Origin of the sequence: Polynucleobacter sp. MWH-UH19D, from assembly GCF_040409795.1 — a bacterium.
Lineage (GTDB): Bacteria > Pseudomonadota > Gammaproteobacteria > Burkholderiales > Burkholderiaceae > Polynucleobacter.
The window spans coordinates 439,795-458,202 of the sequence record NZ_CP099571.1 but is presented as its reverse complement, the minus strand read 5'-3'; the positions used below and the strand labels follow the sequence as shown (position 1 = coordinate 458,202).

At 45.9% G+C, this 18,408-nt stretch carries 19 protein-coding genes and 2 tRNA genes; 3 read left to right on the top strand and 18 right to left on the bottom strand.

The annotated features are described in order from the left end of the window. The first annotated feature begins 24 nt into the window (after window positions 1-24). Window positions 25-744, top strand: coding sequence for a transcriptional repressor LexA (gene lexA, locus NHB34_RS02285; protein WP_353427975.1), 720 nt, complete (start codon window positions 25-27; stop codon window positions 742-744). Between the two features lie 98 nt (window positions 745-842). On the opposite strand, the gene NHB34_RS02280 is transcribed toward lexA, so the two are convergent. From NHB34_RS02280 to uvrC, 5 genes are all read right to left on the bottom strand, one after another. After that, window positions 843-1,313: a hypothetical protein gene (locus NHB34_RS02280; protein WP_353427974.1), complete on the bottom strand. Its 471-nt coding sequence runs from the start codon at window positions 1,311-1,313 to the stop codon at window positions 843-845. Between the two features lie 82 nt (window positions 1,314-1,395). Further along, a tRNA-Cys gene (locus NHB34_RS02275) sits at window positions 1,396-1,469 on the bottom strand. Between the two features lie 48 nt (window positions 1,470-1,517). Further along, window positions 1,518-1,593: transfer RNA gene (locus NHB34_RS02270), tRNA-Gly, on the bottom strand. 115 nt (window positions 1,594-1,708) lie between these two features. Then, window positions 1,709-2,284, bottom strand: coding sequence for a CDP-diacylglycerol--glycerol-3-phosphate 3-phosphatidyltransferase (gene pgsA, locus NHB34_RS02265; protein WP_353427972.1), 576 nt, complete (start codon window positions 2,282-2,284; stop codon window positions 1,709-1,711). Between the two features lie 46 nt (window positions 2,285-2,330). Beyond that, a complete protein-coding gene (uvrC, locus tag NHB34_RS02260; RefSeq protein WP_353427970.1) occupies window positions 2,331-4,244 on the bottom strand; it encodes an excinuclease ABC subunit UvrC in 1,914 nt (637 codons plus the stop codon). Between uvrC and earP the strand changes: the two genes are divergently transcribed. After that, entirely contained in the window at window positions 4,243-5,313 is a 1,071-nt protein-coding gene (gene earP / locus NHB34_RS02255) for an elongation factor P maturation arginine rhamnosyltransferase EarP (RefSeq protein WP_353427969.1), read from the top strand. The genes uvrC and earP overlap by 2 nt on opposite strands. Before the next feature lie 85 nt (window positions 5,314-5,398). After that, entirely contained in the window at window positions 5,399-5,959 is a 561-nt protein-coding gene (gene efp / locus NHB34_RS02250; protein WP_353427967.1) for an elongation factor P, read from the top strand. 78 nt (window positions 5,960-6,037) lie between these two features. On the opposite strand, the gene nagZ is transcribed toward efp, so the two are convergent. The 13 genes from nagZ to fabD form a co-directional block, all read right to left on the bottom strand. Next, window positions 6,038-7,114 carry a beta-N-acetylhexosaminidase gene (nagZ, locus tag NHB34_RS02245; RefSeq protein ID WP_353427966.1) on the bottom strand — a complete coding sequence of 359 codons (1,077 nt, stop codon included), beginning with the start codon at window positions 7,112-7,114 and terminating at the stop codon, window positions 6,038-6,040. Window positions 7,115-7,152: 38 nt separating this feature from the next. Beyond that, window positions 7,153-7,545 carry a holo-ACP synthase gene (gene acpS, locus NHB34_RS02240; RefSeq protein ID WP_353427964.1) on the bottom strand — a complete coding sequence of 131 codons (393 nt, stop codon included), beginning with the start codon at window positions 7,543-7,545 and terminating at the stop codon, window positions 7,153-7,155. 9 nt (window positions 7,546-7,554) lie between these two features. Next, window positions 7,555-8,289, bottom strand: coding sequence for a pyridoxine 5'-phosphate synthase (gene pdxJ / locus NHB34_RS02235; RefSeq protein ID WP_353427962.1), 735 nt, complete (start codon window positions 8,287-8,289; stop codon window positions 7,555-7,557). A gap of 12 nt (window positions 8,290-8,301) precedes the next feature. Continuing rightward, a complete protein-coding gene (recO, locus tag NHB34_RS02230) occupies window positions 8,302-9,033 on the bottom strand; it encodes a DNA repair protein RecO (protein WP_353427960.1) in 732 nt (243 codons plus the stop codon). Window positions 9,034-9,039: 6 nt separating this feature from the next. After that, on the bottom strand, window positions 9,040-9,975 hold the full coding sequence (gene era / locus NHB34_RS02225; RefSeq protein ID WP_353427959.1) for a GTPase Era: 936 nt from the start codon (window positions 9,973-9,975) through the stop codon (window positions 9,040-9,042). A gap of 2 nt (window positions 9,976-9,977) precedes the next feature. Beyond that, window positions 9,978-10,769, bottom strand: coding sequence for a ribonuclease III (rnc, locus tag NHB34_RS02220; RefSeq protein WP_353427958.1), 792 nt, complete (start codon window positions 10,767-10,769; stop codon window positions 9,978-9,980). A gap of 6 nt (window positions 10,770-10,775) precedes the next feature. Further along, on the bottom strand, window positions 10,776-11,582 hold the full coding sequence (gene lepB, locus NHB34_RS02215; protein ID WP_353427956.1) for a signal peptidase I: 807 nt from the start codon (window positions 11,580-11,582) through the stop codon (window positions 10,776-10,778). Beyond that, window positions 11,582-13,387 (bottom strand): translation elongation factor 4, encoded by a 1,806-nt coding sequence (gene lepA, locus NHB34_RS02210; protein ID WP_353427955.1) that lies wholly within the window; start codon window positions 13,385-13,387, stop codon window positions 11,582-11,584. Before lepA ends, lepB begins: the two co-directional genes overlap by 1 nt. A 135-nt stretch (window positions 13,388-13,522) precedes the next feature. Further along, window positions 13,523-14,965 carry a DegQ family serine endoprotease gene (locus NHB34_RS02205; protein ID WP_353427954.1) on the bottom strand — a complete coding sequence of 481 codons (1,443 nt, stop codon included), beginning with the start codon at window positions 14,963-14,965 and terminating at the stop codon, window positions 13,523-13,525. 50 nt (window positions 14,966-15,015) lie between these two features. Further along, the gene (fabF, locus tag NHB34_RS02200) at window positions 15,016-16,263 is read right to left on the bottom strand and encodes a beta-ketoacyl-ACP synthase II (protein ID WP_353427953.1); all 1,248 of its coding nucleotides are present in this window, start codon (window positions 16,261-16,263) and stop codon (window positions 15,016-15,018) included. Between the two features lie 21 nt (window positions 16,264-16,284). Continuing rightward, complete coding sequence (gene acpP, locus NHB34_RS02195) at window positions 16,285-16,524, bottom strand: acyl carrier protein (RefSeq protein WP_028819177.1); 240 nt, start codon at window positions 16,522-16,524, stop codon at window positions 16,285-16,287. A gap of 103 nt (window positions 16,525-16,627) precedes the next feature. Beyond that, window positions 16,628-17,371, bottom strand: a complete 744-nt coding sequence (gene fabG, locus NHB34_RS02190; RefSeq protein ID WP_353427951.1) for a 3-oxoacyl-ACP reductase FabG — start codon at window positions 17,369-17,371, stop codon at window positions 16,628-16,630. 69 nt (window positions 17,372-17,440) lie between these two features. After that, a complete protein-coding gene (fabD, locus tag NHB34_RS02185; protein ID WP_353427950.1) occupies window positions 17,441-18,376 on the bottom strand; it encodes an ACP S-malonyltransferase in 936 nt (311 codons plus the stop codon). Between the last annotated feature and the right edge of the window lie 32 nt (window positions 18,377-18,408).

The following is an 18,408-nucleotide window of genomic DNA, read 5'->3' as shown; positions in this document are numbered from 1 at the left end:
AAAAGGGCTGTATACAATCCCAGTATGGACATAAACACAGTCGAATACCAAGAGGAGCTGACTGCCCTCCCTAAGTTAACCCCTCGTCAAAGCGAGATTTTGGATCTCATTACCAAAGCAATTGATGAGAGTGGCTTACCACCAACCCGAGCAGAGATAGCGACGCAATTGGGATTTGCTTCTGCAAATGCAGCCGAAGAACATTTGCGAGCGCTTGCGAAAAAAGGATACATCGAGCTCACTCCAGGAACCTCACGAGGTATTCGTATTCCGCAGCGCTTCAATCAAATGCAACATGCGAATAAATATCGTCAACTATCTTTACCCTCAGGTGCATTACAACAACTGACATTACCACTCATTGGTCGTGTTGCTGCTGGTTCTCCGATCATGGCTGTTGAGCATATTGAAAAACAGGTGCCGATTGATCCAAGTTTATTTAGCAAAGGTGCCGATTACTTATTAAAAGTAAAGGGCATGAGTATGCGCGATGCAGGCATATTGGACGGTGATTATTTAGCCGTTAGAAAAACAACTGAAGTACGTAATGGCGATATCGTGGTTGCGCGCCTTGATGACGAAGTGACTGTGAAGCGCTGGCAACAGAAGAAAACTGCGAACGGCATGGTGATTGAGTTACAAGCTGAAAATCCAGACTTTAAAAACATTTTGGTAGATGGTCGTCAACCTAACTTTGCGATTGAGGGTCAAGCTGTAGGACTCATTAGAGCTGAAGGTCTATAAGCATTGCCAAGCTTAGGTTAGAAATAAAAAAGCCTCCAATACGGAGGCTTTTTTATTGACTGTCTTTTGTTTCTATTTTTTGCTTCTACTCTTGCTAATTACCTCTTACTTGGCGCGATCACATTTGCATTCTTAGGCGAAGAAGTAATCGTTATCAGTGTCTTTGGACCTGTTAAGGATCCTTCATTCAATTCAACCGTGGCAGTACGATCACCCTTTGTAAATACCAAGATACTGGTTTTTGATTTAACAGCGCTCACCGTTGTCCAGCCTGCGCGTGGATACTCAGATTGAAAGAAGGCATAAATATCAGTTGGCGATTGCACACCCGAAAGGACTACTCGACCAACCCAGTTATCACCGCGGCCAATAATTAATGAATCTGCTCCAATAATTTTTGAGGCAGCTGGTAATGGCATATCTCCTAACAACTGGGTTTGAATTTCTTGAACTTCTTGGGCCGTTCCTGTGGGTGAATCACCAGAACTTGCACAAGCGCCCAATAGCGCAGATAGGGACAGGGCAAGCACGCTGAGTTTCAAGGAATGCATAGTGTTCATTGGTTTCATTTCGCCTTTAGGGTGAGTGCGACTTCCTTAAATATACTAAAAGTATTTTAGGTGATACGCCCTTTTCGTCAAGTGAAATCACTGGAGGCGCGTGAGGGAATCGAACCCCCGTACGAAGCTTTGCAGGCTCCTGCCTAACCACTCGGCCAACGCGCCAGATCCTGAATCAAAAATGGGAAGCTTTGAAGAGCTTCCCATCGAACTTGGAGCGGGAAAGGAGGTTCGAACTCCCGACCTATACCTTGGCAAGGTATCGCTCTACCAGCTGAGCTATTCCCGCATAACAGGGCGATAGTTTAACAAACAATCCAAAAGAAAGCATTTTTCCTGCACACGGGGAATGATTGATAGCTTAAATATGCCCCTACAGCCTTGCTGGCTGGGCGTTAGAAAGCTCAGTCGACTTTCCCGACTAATTGCGGCAAGGCTTTCTTGAGGTAATAAAACATGGACCAAAGGGTTAAAAAAGCAGCAACCCAAATCAACCAAGTACCCAACCTAGCACAATCAAGCCAACCAAAGAGCGTGTCATTTATTAATAAAAATGGGATCGCCACTAACTGTGCGGTGGTCTTCAATTTACCAACCATGTGAACCGCTACACTTTTACCCGCACCCAATAAAGCCATCCACTCTCTGAGGGCGGATATCGTGATTTCTCTCCCGATGATCACAAGTGCTACCCAAACCTGTACGCGATCCATATTAAGCAGCACTAACAGCGCAGCAGCCACAATTAGTTTATCGGCAACGGGATCCAAAAACTGGCCAAAAGCAGATTCTTGTTTAAGACGCCTAGCCAAAAATCCATCTAACCAATCGGTAATCGCCGCAGAAATAAATATGATCGCTGCGATTATATTTTTCTCAAATGGTGTAAACCAAGAATTTGGGAGATAGAAAATCACTACCAATAATGGGATGGCTGCTACACGCAACCAAGTCAAGGCGATAGGTAGATTGAACGGCATGCTACAAGCATAAACCAAATACTTGTTTAAATGCCTGAATTCATCATTAGTGCAACTGGCGATAAATTTGCTCGGCCAGAGTGAGAGATACCCCTTCTACACTTGCAATCTCTTCAACAGTTGCATTAGCCACCCCTTTAAGGCCTCCAAATCGAGCCAGCAGTTTTTGACGTCGTTTGGCACCAATACCCTCAATTTCCTCAAGACGTGAAACTGTTCTAGCTTTGGCACGTTTAGCGCGCATTCCGGTAATAGCAAAACGGTGCGCCTCATCCCGAATTTGCGCAACCAATAAAAGGGCTGCGCTATCAATCCCTAACTCCAAAGGCTTGCGACCATCCGCAAAAATTAAGGTTTCTAGGCCTACCTTGCGACCTTCGCCTTTTGCAACACCAACAATCAAACTCACATCCATACCGAATTCGGTCAGCACCTGTCTTGCCACCTCCACTTGACCTTTACCACCATCAATCAATATCACCTGTGGCATTTTTTCTGGGGGAAGCTCCTGAAAATTAGCGTATCGCCTCTGCAAGACTTGGCGCATCGCTGCATAGTCATCGCCTGGAGTAACGTCATGAATATTGAAGCGGCGATACTCACCAGATTGCATTGCATTCTTGGCATAGACGACGCATGAAGCTTGGGTTGCCTCACCTGAAGTATGGCTAATATCAAAACACTCGATACGAAGATGTTCTAGGCCCTCCAAATCTAAGCCCAATATGTCAACCAAGGCTCTGGCTCTAGCCAGTTGTCCACCTGTTTCAACTAAGCGCTTAGTTAATGCGATCTTTGCATTGCCTTCAGCCATAGCCAACCAATGACGACGCTGACCTTGAGGTTGATGCAAGAAAGTGATTTTCTTGCCAGCCTGCGCGTTTAATAAAACATGTAAATCTTCTGGAAGATCATCACTAGATTGACGGACATCATCACCTGCAGTTTGTAATGGATGGTTTAAAACAAAAACTGGTGGAATCAAACTAACACCAGCTCCATCATGAACAGCATCTTCTAAATAATGTTGTGCAATAAATGCCTCTAGTATTTCTGATGGTGGTGGAAGTTCGCCTGAGGCCGTCCGCAAGCCCTTAGGAAAATACGCTCTATCACCCAAATGACGACCGCCACGAACCATTGCTAGGTTCACACAAACCATCCCTTCCATTTGCGCAACAGCAATAATGTCTACATCACCCTCGCCCTCAGCAACCGCATCCATGGCTTGTTGCTGCAACACACTCGAAAGATCAGCAATGCGATCGCGCAGTACTGCTGCCATCTCAAATTCCATGGCATCACTGTGTGCATGCATTTCTTTTTCAAGCTCAGATAGAACGCGGCGATGATCACCTTCTAAAAATCGCGTGGCTTGAGCGACATCTTGAGCATACTGCTCTACGCTCAGGCGACCAACGCAGGGGGCGCTACAGCGATGAATTTGATGTAATAAGCAAGGGCGACTACGATTCTTAAATACAGAGTCCTCGCATGTACGTAAACGAAACACCTTTTGCAATATCTGCACGCTATTACGAACCGCCCAGCTATTTGGGAAAGGTCCAAAATATTGGTTACGTTTGTCAACCTTCCCTCGATAAGAAGCTAAACGAGGATATTCATGACCCGTTAACATCACATAGGGGTAAGACTTGTCATCTCTAAATAAAATATTAAACGGCGGAGCCAACTCTTTAATGAGATTGTTCTCTAGAATAAGGGCTTCAGTTTCAGTACGAGTTACAGTAGTTTCATAACGCGCGATTTTGCCCACCATCAATTCAATGCGAGGTGATAACTGGGTTCGCTGAAAGTAACTAGAAACGCGTTTTTTAAGGTTACGAGCTTTGCCAACATACAGAATATTCCCCGCTTCATCAAAGAAGCGATATACCCCCGGCAATCCGGGTAGCCGTTTAACATCCTGCTGAAGGGTTTCAAAAAGCGAATTGCTCATGCGTTGGGATATTTTCTGCCAAATCGTAGATAACTATGGTGATGCCGGCGTTTGCTGGCGTCTAGCACGTAGCTTATCAAGTCTTCATCAGCAAGAGGTACGTATTTTTTGCGATGATCTACCGACCCTGAATCTAATCGCCTCTGGCACCGATACAAGTATAAAAGAACGCATCGATATACAACCCTGGGAGGCCAGCTTTAACAATACAAGACATCCAGTCCAGACCCCAAATGTGGTGATTGAGGCATTTGGGTGCGACCTACCTGAACGTTACCTTGCAGGCTTATTCATAGCCCCGGTTAAGCCCATCATTATTAATTTGGAATATTTGAGCGCCGAACCATGGATTTTGGATTTCCATGGCAAAGCATCGCCACAATCACATGGCATTTCCAAATACTTTTTCTTCCCAGGATTTCAGGATGCTGCTGGCGGCATCTTGGTTGACCCCATTCCACTAGATGGCGAGGTAAATAGAGAGAACATTCCCTCAGCACTTCAACAGACTTGGTCAAAACTTCGCCCGCATGCAAAACGCATCAGCGTGTTTTGCTATCCAGGTGCACCACTACGTAAATGGCTTGAAAACCTGAGCTCACTCAATGAAGATGTTGATGTTTTGCTAACGCATGGCCATGCTGAACAATTAAATCTATATGGCCAACAAGCACTTCGACTACCAAGCAATCTGCAATTGCTATCGATTCCATTTGTTTCTCAAGATGAATACGACTGGGTTCTATCTCAATGCGATTTCAATATCGTCCGGGGTGAGGATTCTTTTGTTAGGGCGCAGTTAGCAGGCAAACCTTTTATATGGCACATTTACCCTCAAGAAGATCGTGCTCACGAAGTCAAATTGGCGGCATTTTTAGACCTCTATCTTGAAGAGGCAAATCAAGAATTGCGCTTAGCCATCATTGCGGCAATGACTTGGGCGATGCCCAACGAATGGTTTGGCTTGCTAGACCAGTGGAGTGCTTACGCAAAAGCATGGCGCAGTCTATTACTCCAAAAACAAGGGGATGGTGGCTTGACAGCCCGTCTATTGCGGTTTACCAGCTAAACCCGAGTAGTAAAGCCCTGCGGGCGGTTACAATCTTGTTTTTGATAAAAACCGCAGAAAACACTCTGCACCCAGGAATAGCAAGATGAAAACAGCACAAGAACTCCGCGTTGGTAACGTAGTGATGATCGGCACTGATGCCATGGTCGTTTTAAAAGCAGAATATAGCCGCTCTGGCCGCAACTCTTCTGTTGTGAAAATGAAATTTAAGAACTTGTTAACTGGCGCGCCTAACGAAGGTGTTTACAAAGCTGATGACAAGTTTGATGTAGTGATTTTGGATAAGAAAGAATGCACTTACTCATATTTCGCCGATCCAATGTACGTATTTATGGATGGTGACTACAATCAATATGAAGTCGAGTCTGAGTACATGGGTGATGCATTGAACTACCTCGAAGAAGGTATGCCATGTGAAGTTGTCTTCTACGAAGGTAAGGCACTTTCTGTTGCTATGCCAAACTCACTCGTTCGTGAAATCACCTATACAGAACCTGCAGTGAAGGGTGATACCAGCTCAGGCAAGGTTTTGAAGACTGCGAAACTAGCCACTGGCTATGAATTGCAAGTGCCTTTGTTCTGCAACACTGGCGACAAGATCGAAATTGATACTCGCACTGGTGAATACCGTAGCCGTGCTAATTAATTAGCAAGCCACAAAAGACAAAAAGCCCGGCATGCCGGGCTTTTTTCTTGCTAGCGCGCAGTTAAATACATCAATCAATCAGCTAATTAACTTCAATTGCTTTAATAGCCCCTTAGCATGCCGATATTGAGCTTCATCCTGCAACTCCGCCCATGAAGGCGCTGGACTGATCGGCATTAGCTTATTCAAACGCACAGCGGATTCGGCCTGCTTAATTTTGGAAACCTGAAGACTGCCCAACAGTTGATCTGCTAAGTCAGGTCGATTACAAATGAGCACAGCATCACATCCGGCATTTAAGGCCATCTCAGCACCCTTCACCACCGATCCTGCAACGCTAGCTCCTTCCATTGAGAGATCGTCACTAAAAATGACGCCTTCAAAGCCAAGCTCTTGGCGTAGTACCGAGTGCAGCCAAATTCTAGAAAAACCTGCAGGGTTTTGGTCAACTTGCGGATAAATGACATGCGCTGGCATGACCGCAGCCAAACTCAAATCAAGCCATTCATAAGGTTTTGCATCGTCATTCAAAATTTCTGCAAGTGAACGCTCATCCACTGGAATGGCTACGTGAGAATCTGCCTCTGCCCAACCATGACCAGGAAAATGTTTACCACAGTTAGCCATACCCGCTAGACGCAGGCCTTCATTTAAGCTCTTCGCTAAAGCAAAAACAATTTGCGGATCACGACTAAATGCACGATCACCAATCACACCACTGCGACCGAAATCCAAATCTAAAACGGGTGTAAAACTGAAATCTAGCCCACAAGCACGAAGTTCAGCAGCAAGCACGTAACCACAAGCAGTTGCTGCTGCCATTGCCTGAGCTGCAGATTCTGCAGTATGAGTGGACTGATTTTTAGCAAGCCAAAGCTCTCCCAATTTGCGCATGGCTGGCAGGTGCGTGAAACCATCTGCTCTGCAACGCTGGACGCGGCCACCTTCGTGATCTATGGAAATCAATACATCGGGACGAACTTTTTTAATGTCTGCAGTTAACTTCGTTAATTGCTTACGATCCTTGAAATTTCTGCCAAATAGAATCACCCCACCGGTAAGTGGATGCAAAATACGACGACGATCTTCAGCATTGAGCTCCTGACCCACCACATCCAAAGTAATGGGGCCTGGCTTCATGGTCGATTTACTCATTGATTCCTCTTGTGTTTTTTCTTTTTAAATTATTTGACTTACTTCTGAGTGACGATGACATGCGCAATCGCCATGTCTTGCTCATCGCTCACCGTAACGTGAGCCTCCCAGTTTTTGTCCCGCATGAATTGGGCCAAGGCGCCTAAGTAGCTTGTTACTGGTTTACCGCTTGGCTCATTTAAAGTTTGCAGAGAACGCCACGTCATTGGCATTCTCATACCTAAGCCTATCGCTTTTGAGAAGGCCTCTTTGGCAGCAAAACGAGTTGCTAAAAAGGCGATGCCTCGCTTATGGTTCCTAGCAAGTCGATGTTTGAAAACCAACATCTCATCAGGTCCCAGTATCTTTTCGGCTAGGCGACCATTGGTGCGATCGTAAGCAGCTTGTAAGCGCTCAATCTGCAGAATGTCCGTGCCAATGCCAATAATCATAGATTTGCTTTATCTAGCCTGAATCATCAAGGCCTTCATATCCTTGATTGCTTGTTGCCAGCCTTTGAATAATGCTTCTGCGACAATCGCATGCCCGATATTTAATTCTGATAATTCGGCAATCGCTGCAATCGGCATGACATTGCCCTCATGCAACCCATGGCCTGCATTCACTCTTAATCCGATACTTTTACCAAACTGTGCTGCCTTACGTATACGCACTAACTCAGCTTCTTGTTGAGTGCCAGATAAATCTGCATACCGACCAGTATGCAACTCCACTACAGTAGCACCCACATCTTTAGCCGCCTGAATTTGATTTTCTTCTGGGTCGATAAATAACGATACCCGGATGCCCGCATCTTGCAATTGCTTGGTAGCCGCCTTGACGAGATCAAATTTCCCCAAAACATCAAGACCGCCTTCGGTAGTGACCTCTTCGCGCTTCTCTGGGACCAAACAAACATCATGAGGCTTGACCTTGCAAGCGATGTTGAGCATTTCAGGGGTAATTGCGCACTCGAGATTCATGCGCGTTTTAATCAAGGGTCGCAAAGCGATTAAATCGGCGTCCTTAATATGACGGCGATCCTCACGAAGGTGCAAAGTAATCAGATCAGCACCTGCTTCTTCCGCCAATTGCGCCGCTTTAATAGGGTCTGGGTAAACAGTGCCCCGCGCATTGCGCAAGGTTGCTACGTGATCGATATTAATTCCGAGTTCCAAAGGATGTGCTGAAGTCATGTCAATAGAGTACTAGATTTTCTTGAGATCAATCAGAATTTGACGAGTCGTCAGTACTTGATCTTGTAAATGCAAGCCCAGAAGAAAGCGCATCAATTGCTTACTTTCTGAGAGCGTTACCGGATCAGTAAAGTCGCCAACTGCTATTGCTAATAAAGATTTACCACTCAGCACAGGCCAATGCCCAGGATCATCCGCCTGTACAGGTCGCACACCTTTTTCTGGTTGATAGACATATTGACCATGATCTATTGGCGCTTCATTTGTCTCGACGCAACGATCAAGGGCTGCAGCATAACCGGTTTCCTGTAATAAAGACAGTTCAAATGGACGCAGAATTTCCTCTAAACCCTTTGATTCCTCTAGAGCTGATAAAGCACTAATTGTTTCTGCATAGCGATCGTAAAGCTTTTCATATTCATCTTCTCGTGCCAAAAATTTCACCAGCAATTCATTGAGATAGAAGCCACAAAGGAGCGCATCGCCTACCAATGAAGGCATACCACCCACCCACTCTGATTTGGTTAGGGTACGCAACTCTGACTTTCCACTCCACGAGACCAAGAGTGGCTGAAAACGCTGCAATACTGGCCTTAATGTGGAATGAGGGCGCTTTGCCCCTTTAGCGATGAGCGCCATACGACCATGCTGTCGCGTGAAGACATCCAAAATGAGACTGGTTTCTTTATAAGGAATACTGTGCAATACAAAAGCGGGTTCGTCAGTAACACGAATCGAGGCCATGGGAAATTATTCCAGCCCTTGTGCCCGTAACTCAGCGCGATCATCCGCCCAACCACGCTTCACCTTCACCCATGTCTCCAGAAAAACTTTTCCATCAAACAGTTTTTCCATATCAATACGGGCATCGGTAGAAATTTTCTTTAGGCGCTCACCTTTTTGACCAATGATCATCGCCTTATGACTGTCGCGATCAACCAAAATGGTCGCAGATATTCTGCGCATCTTGCCATCCATCTTAAATTGATCAATAACCACAGTAGATGTATATGGCAACTCTTCGCCTGTAAAACGAAATACTTTCTCGCGCAAAATTTCAGCAGCCAAGAAGCGCTCGCTACGATCGGTAACCGTATCACCATCGTAAATCGGGTCACCTTCAGGCAAATAACCCTCAAGCACATCTAGCAATCGCTGTATATCGCCTGGGCTCTTTGCGCTCATTGGCACAATCTCTGCGAACTCTGACTTCTGATCTTCGTGGCCACCCAATTCAGACCAAGGCTTTGCCATTTCCTTAATGAAATTGAGCAAAGCTTGATCGCGCTCTGATGGCGCCTGAAAACGACTATTAAATAAATCTAACTTATTTAATACCAATACCACTGGTATATCGCTAGGCAAAAGTTTCAGAACTTTTTTATCATCCTCGCCAAAATAGCCAGTCTCAACAACAAAGCACACCACATTAACATCTTGCAAAGCGGTAGTAACCGTCCGGTTCAAAGCCTTGTTGAGGGCATTCATTAAACGCGTCTGAAATCCTGGCGTATCAATGAAGATAAATTGCGCCTCTTCACGATTTTGAACTCCTAAAATTCGGTGACGCGTAGTTTGCGCTTTACGGGAAGTGATGCTGATCTTTTGACCTACTAATGCATTGAGCAAAGTAGACTTTCCCATGTTGGGTCGTCCAACAATTGCAATAGTGCCGCATCTAAACACAGTTAGCCCTTCAACTTCAAATTCAATTGCTCTTCAGTCGCCTCTTTCTTGGCGGCTTTTTTCTTAGCAGAGCGCGTTTTCTTTGGCTTGCGAGAATCTTGTGGCAATGCCTTCAAAACAGCAAGTAAGGCACTTTTTGCAGCAGACTGCTCAGCAGCTCGACGAGAAGCACCCTCACCTTTTACAGAAACCTTAAGACTTGGTATCAAGCACTCAACTTCAAATTGCTGATTATGCGCAGCACCACTAGTGCCAGTGACGTTATAGGTAGGTAATGGTAATTGATAGCTTTGCAGGCATTCTTGCAAAAGCGTTTTGTCATCTTTACCCAATGTTTTTGGATCAACTTGCGACAGAATGATTGAGTAGAGTTTTCTTAGGCAGGTTTTAGCAGCATCAAAGCCACCGTCCAAAAAGATTGCGCCCGTTACGGCTTCTAAGGTATCAGCCAAAATGGATGGCCTACGAAAGCCCCCACTCTTTAACTCACCTTCACCTAGACGCAGATAGTCTGATAGCGATAGAGTTTGGGCGATTTCATATAAGGCCTGCTGCTTGACTAGATTGGCGCGCACGCGAGACAGATCACCCTCATCCAAATCAGAATAGCGCTCATAGAGCATTTCAGCGACTACGCAATTTAATATCGAATCACCTAGGAACTCTAGGCGCTCATTATTTTTCTTGCTATGGCTGCGATGCGTCAATGCTTGGTTCAGCAGCTCTGGTTTTTTAAAGCTGTAACCCAATCGCTCTTGAAGCGGTGCGGTTTCTATGACGGCGCGCGCATTCATGATGTTTTATTGAAAGCCACCAATACGACCAAGATTACCTAGATTGAGCCAAACAAAGAAGGCTCTACCCACCAAGTTCTTGTCTGGCACAAATCCCCAGTAACGAGAATCTGCGCTGTTATCACGGTTATCTCCCATCGCAAAATAATGACCCGCAGGAACTTTGCAAGTCAAACCCGATGCCTGGTATTGACAAAACTCAGCACCCGGGAAGCGCTCTGCTGGAAAAACAGTCGCAGGACGATCCGGGTCATTCAGAATCTCATGACGATTGCCACCTAAATCAACAGAGAAGCTTTCTGTAAAACGCTTGGCATAGCGCATATTCTCTGGATCTAGATAAGACTCACCGCCACTGTATTGCAAAGGTTGGCCATTAATGCTTAAACGCTTATTTTCGTATGTGACAACATCACCAGGCAAAGCCACAACACGTTTAATGTAATCAACGGATTCATCACGTGGATAGCGAAAGACAATCACATCCCCACGCTTGGGCGAACCCAAATCAATCACTTTTTGATTAATCACTGGCAACCGAATCCCGTAGGTAAATTTATTTACCAAAATAAAATCACCAATTTGCAGCGTTGGGATCATAGAACCCGATGGAATCTTAAAGGGCTCAACAATAAATGACCGCAATACAAATACAGCACAAATAACAGGGAAAAATCCTGCGGTGTACTCCAACCACAGTGGCATGCGTTCAATTCCAGCCGCTTTTCTTTGGGGCGCAAAATAAACTCGGTCAGCAACCCAAGCAATGCCTGAAACAACGACCAATATGAAGAGGATGAGAGCAAAATTCATTAATCTTCTACCTGCAAAATTGCTAAGAATGCTTCTTGTGGAATCTCCACATTACCTACTTGCTTCATGCGCTTCTTACCTTCTTTTTGCTTCTCAAGGAGCTTGCGCTTACGCGAGATATCGCCACCGTAGCACTTTGCTAACACGTTCTTACGTAATGCTTTGACGTTTTCACGAGCGACGATATTGCTGCCAATGGCTGCCTGAATCGCCACATCAAACATTTGACGTGGAATAATGCCCCGCATTTTGGCAACTACTTCCCTACCGCGGGATTGACTGTTGCTGCGGTGAACGATTACTGAGAGTGCGTCTACGCGATCCCCATTAATCAAAATATCAACCTTCACTACATCTGCTGGGCGATATTCTTTAAACTCATAATCCATCGAAGCATAGCCACGAGAAATCGACTTCAAACGATCAAAGAAATCCAACACAATCTCAGCCATTGGTAATTCATATGTCAGCTGTACTTGGCGTCCAAGATAGTTCATGCCCGTCTGAATACCGCGCTTACCAACGCACAGGGTAATGACCGAGCCGACATACTCCTGAGGCATGTAGAGATTCACTGTGACGATCGGCTCCAGAATCGTATCAATCTTGCTAACCTCGGGCATCTTGGATGGGTTATCCACCATGATGGTGGTGCCATCGGATTGCTGAACTTGATACACCACAGTTGGCGCCGTTGTGATCAAGTTCATGCCGTACTGTCGCTCTAAGCGCTCTTGCACGATCTCCATATGGAGTAGTCCCAAGAAACCGCAACGGAAGCCAAATCCCAATGCTTGAGATACTTCAGGCTCATACAAAAGCGACGCGTCATTAAGCTTGAGTTTTTCAAGTGACTCGCGTAACTGATCGTATTCACTAGCTTCCACTGGATATAAACCAGCAAACACTTGTGGCTTCACTTCTTTAAAACCTGGTAGCGGCTCAGCAGCAGGAACTCGACCTTGCTGTCCTGGTGCATGAGTCACGGTATCGCCGACTTTTGCAGCTTTTAGTTCTTTAATACCAGCAATCACAAAGCCTACTTGACCTGCAGATAAATCTGGACGATCTACTGATTTCGGACTAAATACACCGACATGCTCTACCAAATGGGTTGAGCCATTAGCCATTAATGTGATCTTTTCCTTTGGCTTTAAGGTTCCGTTAACAACTCGGATCAGCATGACAACACCAACGTAGTTATCAAACCAAGAATCAATAATTAAGGCTTGCAATGGTGCTGATGCATCACCTTTTGGCGGCGGCACTTTTGCAATCATCTCTTCGATGACATCTGCTACACCCATGCCCGTCTTGGCTGAGCAGGTTACCGCCTCAGATGCATCGATGCCAATCACATCTTCAATTTCTTTTTTAGCTCGATCGGGATCAGCCTGTGGCAAATCGATCTTATTGAGAACCGGGACAACTTCAACCCCCAACTCAAGAGCCATGTAACAGTTCGCAACCGTTTGCGCTTCAACACCTTGACTCGCATCAACCACCAACAAGGCACCTTCGCATGCTGATAAAGATCGACTGACTTCATATGAAAAGTCAACGTGCCCTGGTGTATCAATCAAATTGATGTTGTAGGTCTTGCCATCTTTGGCTTTGTAATTGAGCGCTGCAGTTTGCGCCTTAATCGTGATGCCACGCTCACGCTCGATATCCATTGAATCGAGCACCTGCGCTTCCATTTCGCGATCAGAGAGACCGCCACAAAGTTGAATAATGCGATCGGCGAGCGTAGATTTGCCGTGATCGATGTGAGCGATGATAGAAAAATTGCGGATTAAATCCATAGCGTCTTAATTAGTAATTCCAAAAACGCCTTGTCAGAACGCACCAGGATGATGCGCTGCAAAAAGTCGTCTTAAAAGGATTGTAATGGGTGGCGCCCTAAAGGCGCCTGTGCCCATTTTTTAGGCAAAAATGCCTTATTTTGGCCTTACAGGCACTACCAAAGTGCTGTCAGCACGGCGAATAAAGACTGGGACAGCCTTATTGGCGTCCAGACCTTTTACAAGAGCCTCAAACTGCTTAGCGCCTGAGATATCAGTATCTGCAATTCGAATAATGACATCGCCAGGACGTATGCCCGCTCTGGCTAGAGGACCATCACCCAAACCAGTAACTTCGACACCGCCTTTGATATTGAGATCCCTCTTTTTGGCATCAGATACATCGCTGACCGCTACACCCAAAGTATTGACGCTTCCACCATTGGTAGGCGCTTCAGATTTTTTGCTTGCGACCTGAGCAGCTTCACCATCAGAAACCGTTACTGTTAAGTCACGAGTAGTACCTTTACGCCAAACTTGAACGGTAACAGGCGTGCCAGGCTTAGTATCACCCACAACTCTAGGCAAGTCCGTTGATTTAGCAATATCTCGACCATTAAAACTGAGAATGACATCACCCGCTTCAATGCCGCCACTTGCAGCAGGGCCATTTGCCTCAACGTTACGCACATATGCACCACGGGGTTTACCTAAACCTAAACTCTCGGCAACGTCTTTAGTCATCTCGCCAAGTGCAACACCGATGCGACCGCGCGTCATTTTTCCATTGGTACGCAATTGATCAGCAACTCGCATTGCCTCATCAATTGGAATGGCAAAAGAGATTCCCATATAACCGCCAGAGCGACTAAAGATCTGAGAGTTAATCCCAATGACTTGGCCAGCAGTATTTAACAAGGGCCCACCAGAGTTACCTGGATTGACCGCAACGTCTGTTTGTATAAAGGGCAAGTAATCACCAGTATCGCGACTCTTAGCCGAAACAATCCCTGCGGTGACGGTGTTCTCTAAACCAAATGGTGAGCCAATTGCCAGCACCCACTCACCAACTCGCACCCTTGAAGAATCGCCCAAAGGTAATTTAGGCAAATCACGTGCTTCAATTTTGACAACCGCTACATCGGTACGCTTATCCATGCCGAGTAACTTAGCTTTGAATTCGCGCTTATCGGTAAGGGTGACATAAATCGTAGTGGCGCCTTCAACTACGTGTGCATTTGTCAGAATCAAACCATTGGATTCAATAATGAAACCAGAGCCAACACCACGATCAGCTTCTTGTGGTTTACCTGAGTTAGGTTGTGATTGCTTGGGGCCATTTGGAATTCCTGGGATAGGCACACCAAAAAAACGGCGGAAGAATTCTGCTTGATCTTCAGGCATTCCTGGAATGCCACCTTGTTGCTGAACCATGACCTTTTCAGTGGTGCGAATATTGACCACGGCGGGACTCGCGCGCTCGACTAAATCCGCAAAATCAGGAATTGTGACGCGTGGGTTTTGCGCAATAGCGGGTGGAACAAACGACATTTGCCCCAGACTCAAAATAGCCAAGAGCGCAATAAAGTGCTTTTTCATAATGCTAGGACCTACTTGGTAAAAACCAAAAAGTGGAGATAAATAGAATATTAGGGCAGCTTACCAAAAATCAAGGTGCCGTTAGTACCACCAAAGCCAAAGTTGTTTTTGACTGCATGGTCAATCTTCACATCCCTAGCGGTATTGGCGCAGTAGTCCAAGTCGCACTCTGGATCTTGATTGAAGATATTGATGGTGGGGGGTGATTTCTGGTGGTGGAGAGCCAGAATCGTAAATACAGATTCCAAGCCACCAGCACCACCTAAGAGGTGACCTGTCATTGACTTGGTTGAGTTAATCAAAGTCTTCTTAGCATGGTCACCCAATGCAGCTTTGATTGCTTCGGTTTCATTCTTGTCGCCCAAAGGGGTTGAAGTGCCGTGGGCATTTACATACTGAATTTGATCCGGATTTAAGCCAGCATCGCGCATCGCATTCACCATGCAACGACGTGGACCATCCATATTGGGAGCTGTCATATGGTACGCATCACCACTCATACCAAAACCACGTAACTCACAGTAAATTTTTGCGCCCCGTGCTTTGGCGTGTTCGTACTCTTCAAGTACTAAAACACCAGCACCTTCGCCAAGGACAAATCCATCACGGTCCTTATCCCAAGGACGAGATGCGGTCGCTGGGTCATCGTTACGTGTAGAAAGTGCTCTTGCTGAAGCAAAGCCGCCAACACCTAATGCGGAAATTGTGGACTCTGCACCGCCAGCAATCATGACATCAGCATCACCATACTGAATCAAACGCGCAGCCAAACCAATACTGTGCAATCCAGTCGTACATGCTGTAACCGCAGCAACGTTTGGACCTTTGAGGCCAAACAAAATGCTGAGGTGCCCAGAAATCATATTGATGATGGAGCCAGGAACAAAGAATGGGGAAATGCGACGAGGGCCGCGAGCCAAGAGCTCAGCACCTGTCTCTTCAATCATTGGCAAACCGCCAATGCCTGAACCCACCATCACGCCGATACGCTCAGCGTTTTGTTCATTAACCTCTATACCGCTATCGCGAATAGCTTGTGTGCCAGCAGCGATGCCGTAATGGATAAATGTATCCATATGGCGTGCCTCTTTGGCAGAAACATATTCTTCGACATTGAAATCTTTCACCTCTCCAGCGAAATGAACGCTTAGTGGAGCGTGGTCAAACTTGGTGATGGTCGCAATGCCTGATTTGCCCGCAAGCAAATTAGACCAAGCTACATCAACAGAATTACCAACAGGTGAGATGAGGCCAAGGCCGGTAACTACAACCCGGCGTCGGCCCTTTGATGCTGACACAGTAATACCTAAACTCGGGAATTAACCCTGAGCTTTTGATTTAGCGAAGTCGATCGCGAGCTGAACTGTGGTGATTTTTTCGGCTTCCTCATCAGGAATTTCGATACCGAATTCATCTTCCAAAGCCATTACCAGCTCAACAGTGTCAAGAGAGTCAGCGCCTAGGTCATTCACAAAAGAAGATTCATTTTTGATATCTCCTTCAGCGACGCCCAATTGCTCAGCGACGATTTTCTTAACGCGTTGTTCGATGTTGTCCATTAAGTCCCCCAAGGGTTGTAAAAAAACGATGAAAAGGATTTTATCAGTTTGGCGGACCGAATTAGCAAAACCGCCAAAAAATGACTAAATCCATGCTTTGCCGTTAGGCTAAATAGAGTCCGCCATTGATGTGTAGGGTATTACCCGTAATATAACCAGCAGCTGGAGAGGCTAAAAACGCTACTGCTTGAGCTACATCTTCTGGGCTACCTAAACGGGCCAATGGAATGTTTACTTTTAGTGCATTTTGCTGTTCTTCACTCAAAGCGCGGGTCATATCGGTATCAATAAATCCAGGCGCTACGCAATTGACAGTGATATTACGACTACCAATTTCACGCGCAAGTGCACGAGTCATTCCAGAAACACCAGATTTAGCTGCAGCGTAATTCGCTTGACCTGGATTTCCCATGTGGCCAACAATCGAAGTGATATTGATAATGCGACCAGCGCGCGCCTTCATCATTGGGCGCAATACTGCTTGAGACAAACGAAACACTGCACTTAAGTTTGTATCAATCACGTCGGTCCACTCTTCAGACTTCATGCGCATAGCTAAGTTGTCACGAGTGATGCCAGCATTGTTCACCAATATATTGATACCACCAAATTCTTTAACAATCTGGTCAATAATCTCTTCACATGCATTTGGCGCAGTGACATTCAATGCCAATCCGGCGCCACCAGAAGGTTTTAATCTCTGATCAATTGCTTTAGCACCCTCAGCAGTGGTGGCTGTGCCAATGACTTTTGCACCACACTTCACCAACTCATCTGCCACTGCCTGACCAATACCACGTGAGGCTCCAGTTACTAAAGCAATTTGTCCACTTAAGTCGAGATTCATATTTGTGTTCCGTAGTTATAGTTGTGGTTGTACTTGTATTTTGTTTTTATTTCGTTTATTTGGTCAAACTTATTTTACGGTGGCAAGCACTTCATTCAGGCTCGCCTCATCAAATACTGGAATACCAGTCACTTGATCGTTAATGCGCTTTGTAAGACCAGCCAATACTTTTCCAGGACCGCATTCAACGACTTGCGCAATGCCTTGGGCAGCCATTGCCTGAATAGTTTCTTGCCAGCGCACTGGTTTAGCTGCCTGACGCACTAATGCATCTTTAATCGCAACAGGATCATTCAGGATTTCAACATCAACGTTATTAATCACTGGAATCGTTGGCGTCTTGAATTCGATATTCTCCAAGTACCCTTTTAGCTTTTCAGAAGCAGGCTGTAATAAAGAAGAGTGAAATGGTGCAGATACTGGCAAAGGCAACGCACGTTTAGCGCCAGCAGCCTTTAACAATTCACATGCTTTAGCTACCGCATCACTTGCTCCAGCAATAACTACCTGCCCTGGTGCGTTAAAGTTCACTGCCTCAACCACACCTCCAGAAGCTGCGCTTGCTTCAGCGCAAACCTTGATCACAACCGCATCATCCAAACCCAAAATTGCCGCCATACCGCCAGTACCTACTGGAACCGCAGTTTGCATTGCTTCAGCGCGAAAACGCACCAATGGAACAGCGTCTTTAAAAGAAATTACTCCTGACGCAACCAAAGCAGAGTACTCACCCAAGCTATGGCCCGCCATGACCCTAGGTGTAGCACCACCCGCAGCTAGCCAAGCACGATAAAAGGCTACCGCAGCAGTCAACATCACTGGTTGAGTGTTGGTTGTTAAAGCAAGCGCTTCTGCTGGGCCTTCGGCAATGAGTTTTGCCACATCCTCACCTAGCGCTTCAGAAGCCTCTTGTAATATTGCACGGACTTCAGGACGCTCAGAAATTGAATTGAGCATACCCACTGATTGTGATCCTTGGCCTGGAAATACGAATGCGAATGTCATAAGTGAAATTTACAAAAATAAAGGAAATAGAA

Excerpts from the sequence above, each read along its gene's own strand:
- pdxJ (WP_353427962.1), bottom strand. The coding sequence starts at position 8,289 with ATGACTTCAGCACATCCTTTGGAACTCGGAATTAATATCGATCACGTA.
- pgsA (WP_353427972.1), bottom strand. The coding sequence starts at position 2,284 with ATGCCGTTCAATCTACCTATCGCCTTGACTTGGTTGCGTGTAGCAGCC.
- NHB34_RS02205 (WP_353427954.1), bottom strand. The coding sequence starts at position 14,965 with ATGAAAAAGCACTTTATTGCGCTCTTGGCTATTTTGAGTCTGGGGCAA.
- nagZ (WP_353427966.1), bottom strand. The coding sequence starts at position 7,114 with ATGAGTAAATCGACCATGAAGCCAGGCCCCATTACTTTGGATGTGGTG.
- recO (WP_353427960.1), bottom strand. The coding sequence starts at position 9,033 with ATGGCCTCGATTCGTGTTACTGACGAACCCGCTTTTGTATTGCACAGT.
- earP (WP_353427969.1), top strand. The coding sequence starts at position 4,243 with ATGCGTTGGGATATTTTCTGCCAAATCGTAGATAACTATGGTGATGCC.
- acpP (WP_028819177.1), bottom strand. The coding sequence starts at position 16,524 with ATGGACAACATCGAACAACGCGTTAAGAAAATCGTCGCTGAGCAATTG.
- lepB (WP_353427956.1), bottom strand. The coding sequence starts at position 11,582 with ATGAATTTTGCTCTCATCCTCTTCATATTGGTCGTTGTTTCAGGCATT.
- lepA (WP_353427955.1), bottom strand. The coding sequence starts at position 13,387 with ATGGATTTAATCCGCAATTTTTCTATCATCGCTCACATCGATCACGGC.
- rnc (WP_353427958.1), bottom strand. The coding sequence starts at position 10,769 with ATGAATGCGCGCGCCGTCATAGAAACCGCACCGCTTCAAGAGCGATTG.
- fabD (WP_353427950.1), bottom strand. The coding sequence starts at position 18,376 with ATGACATTCGCATTCGTATTTCCAGGCCAAGGATCACAATCAGTGGGT.
- fabG (WP_353427951.1), bottom strand. The coding sequence starts at position 17,371 with ATGAATCTCGACTTAAGTGGACAAATTGCTTTAGTAACTGGAGCCTCA.
- uvrC (WP_353427970.1), bottom strand. The coding sequence starts at position 4,244 with ATGAGCAATTCGCTTTTTGAAACCCTTCAGCAGGATGTTAAACGGCTA.
- acpS (WP_353427964.1), bottom strand. The coding sequence starts at position 7,545 with ATGATTATTGGCATTGGCACGGACATTCTGCAGATTGAGCGCTTACAA.
- efp (WP_353427967.1), top strand. The coding sequence starts at position 5,399 with ATGAAAACAGCACAAGAACTCCGCGTTGGTAACGTAGTGATGATCGGC.
- NHB34_RS02280 (WP_353427974.1), bottom strand. The coding sequence starts at position 1,313 with ATGAAACCAATGAACACTATGCATTCCTTGAAACTCAGCGTGCTTGCC.
- lexA (WP_353427975.1), top strand. The coding sequence starts at position 25 with ATGGACATAAACACAGTCGAATACCAAGAGGAGCTGACTGCCCTCCCT.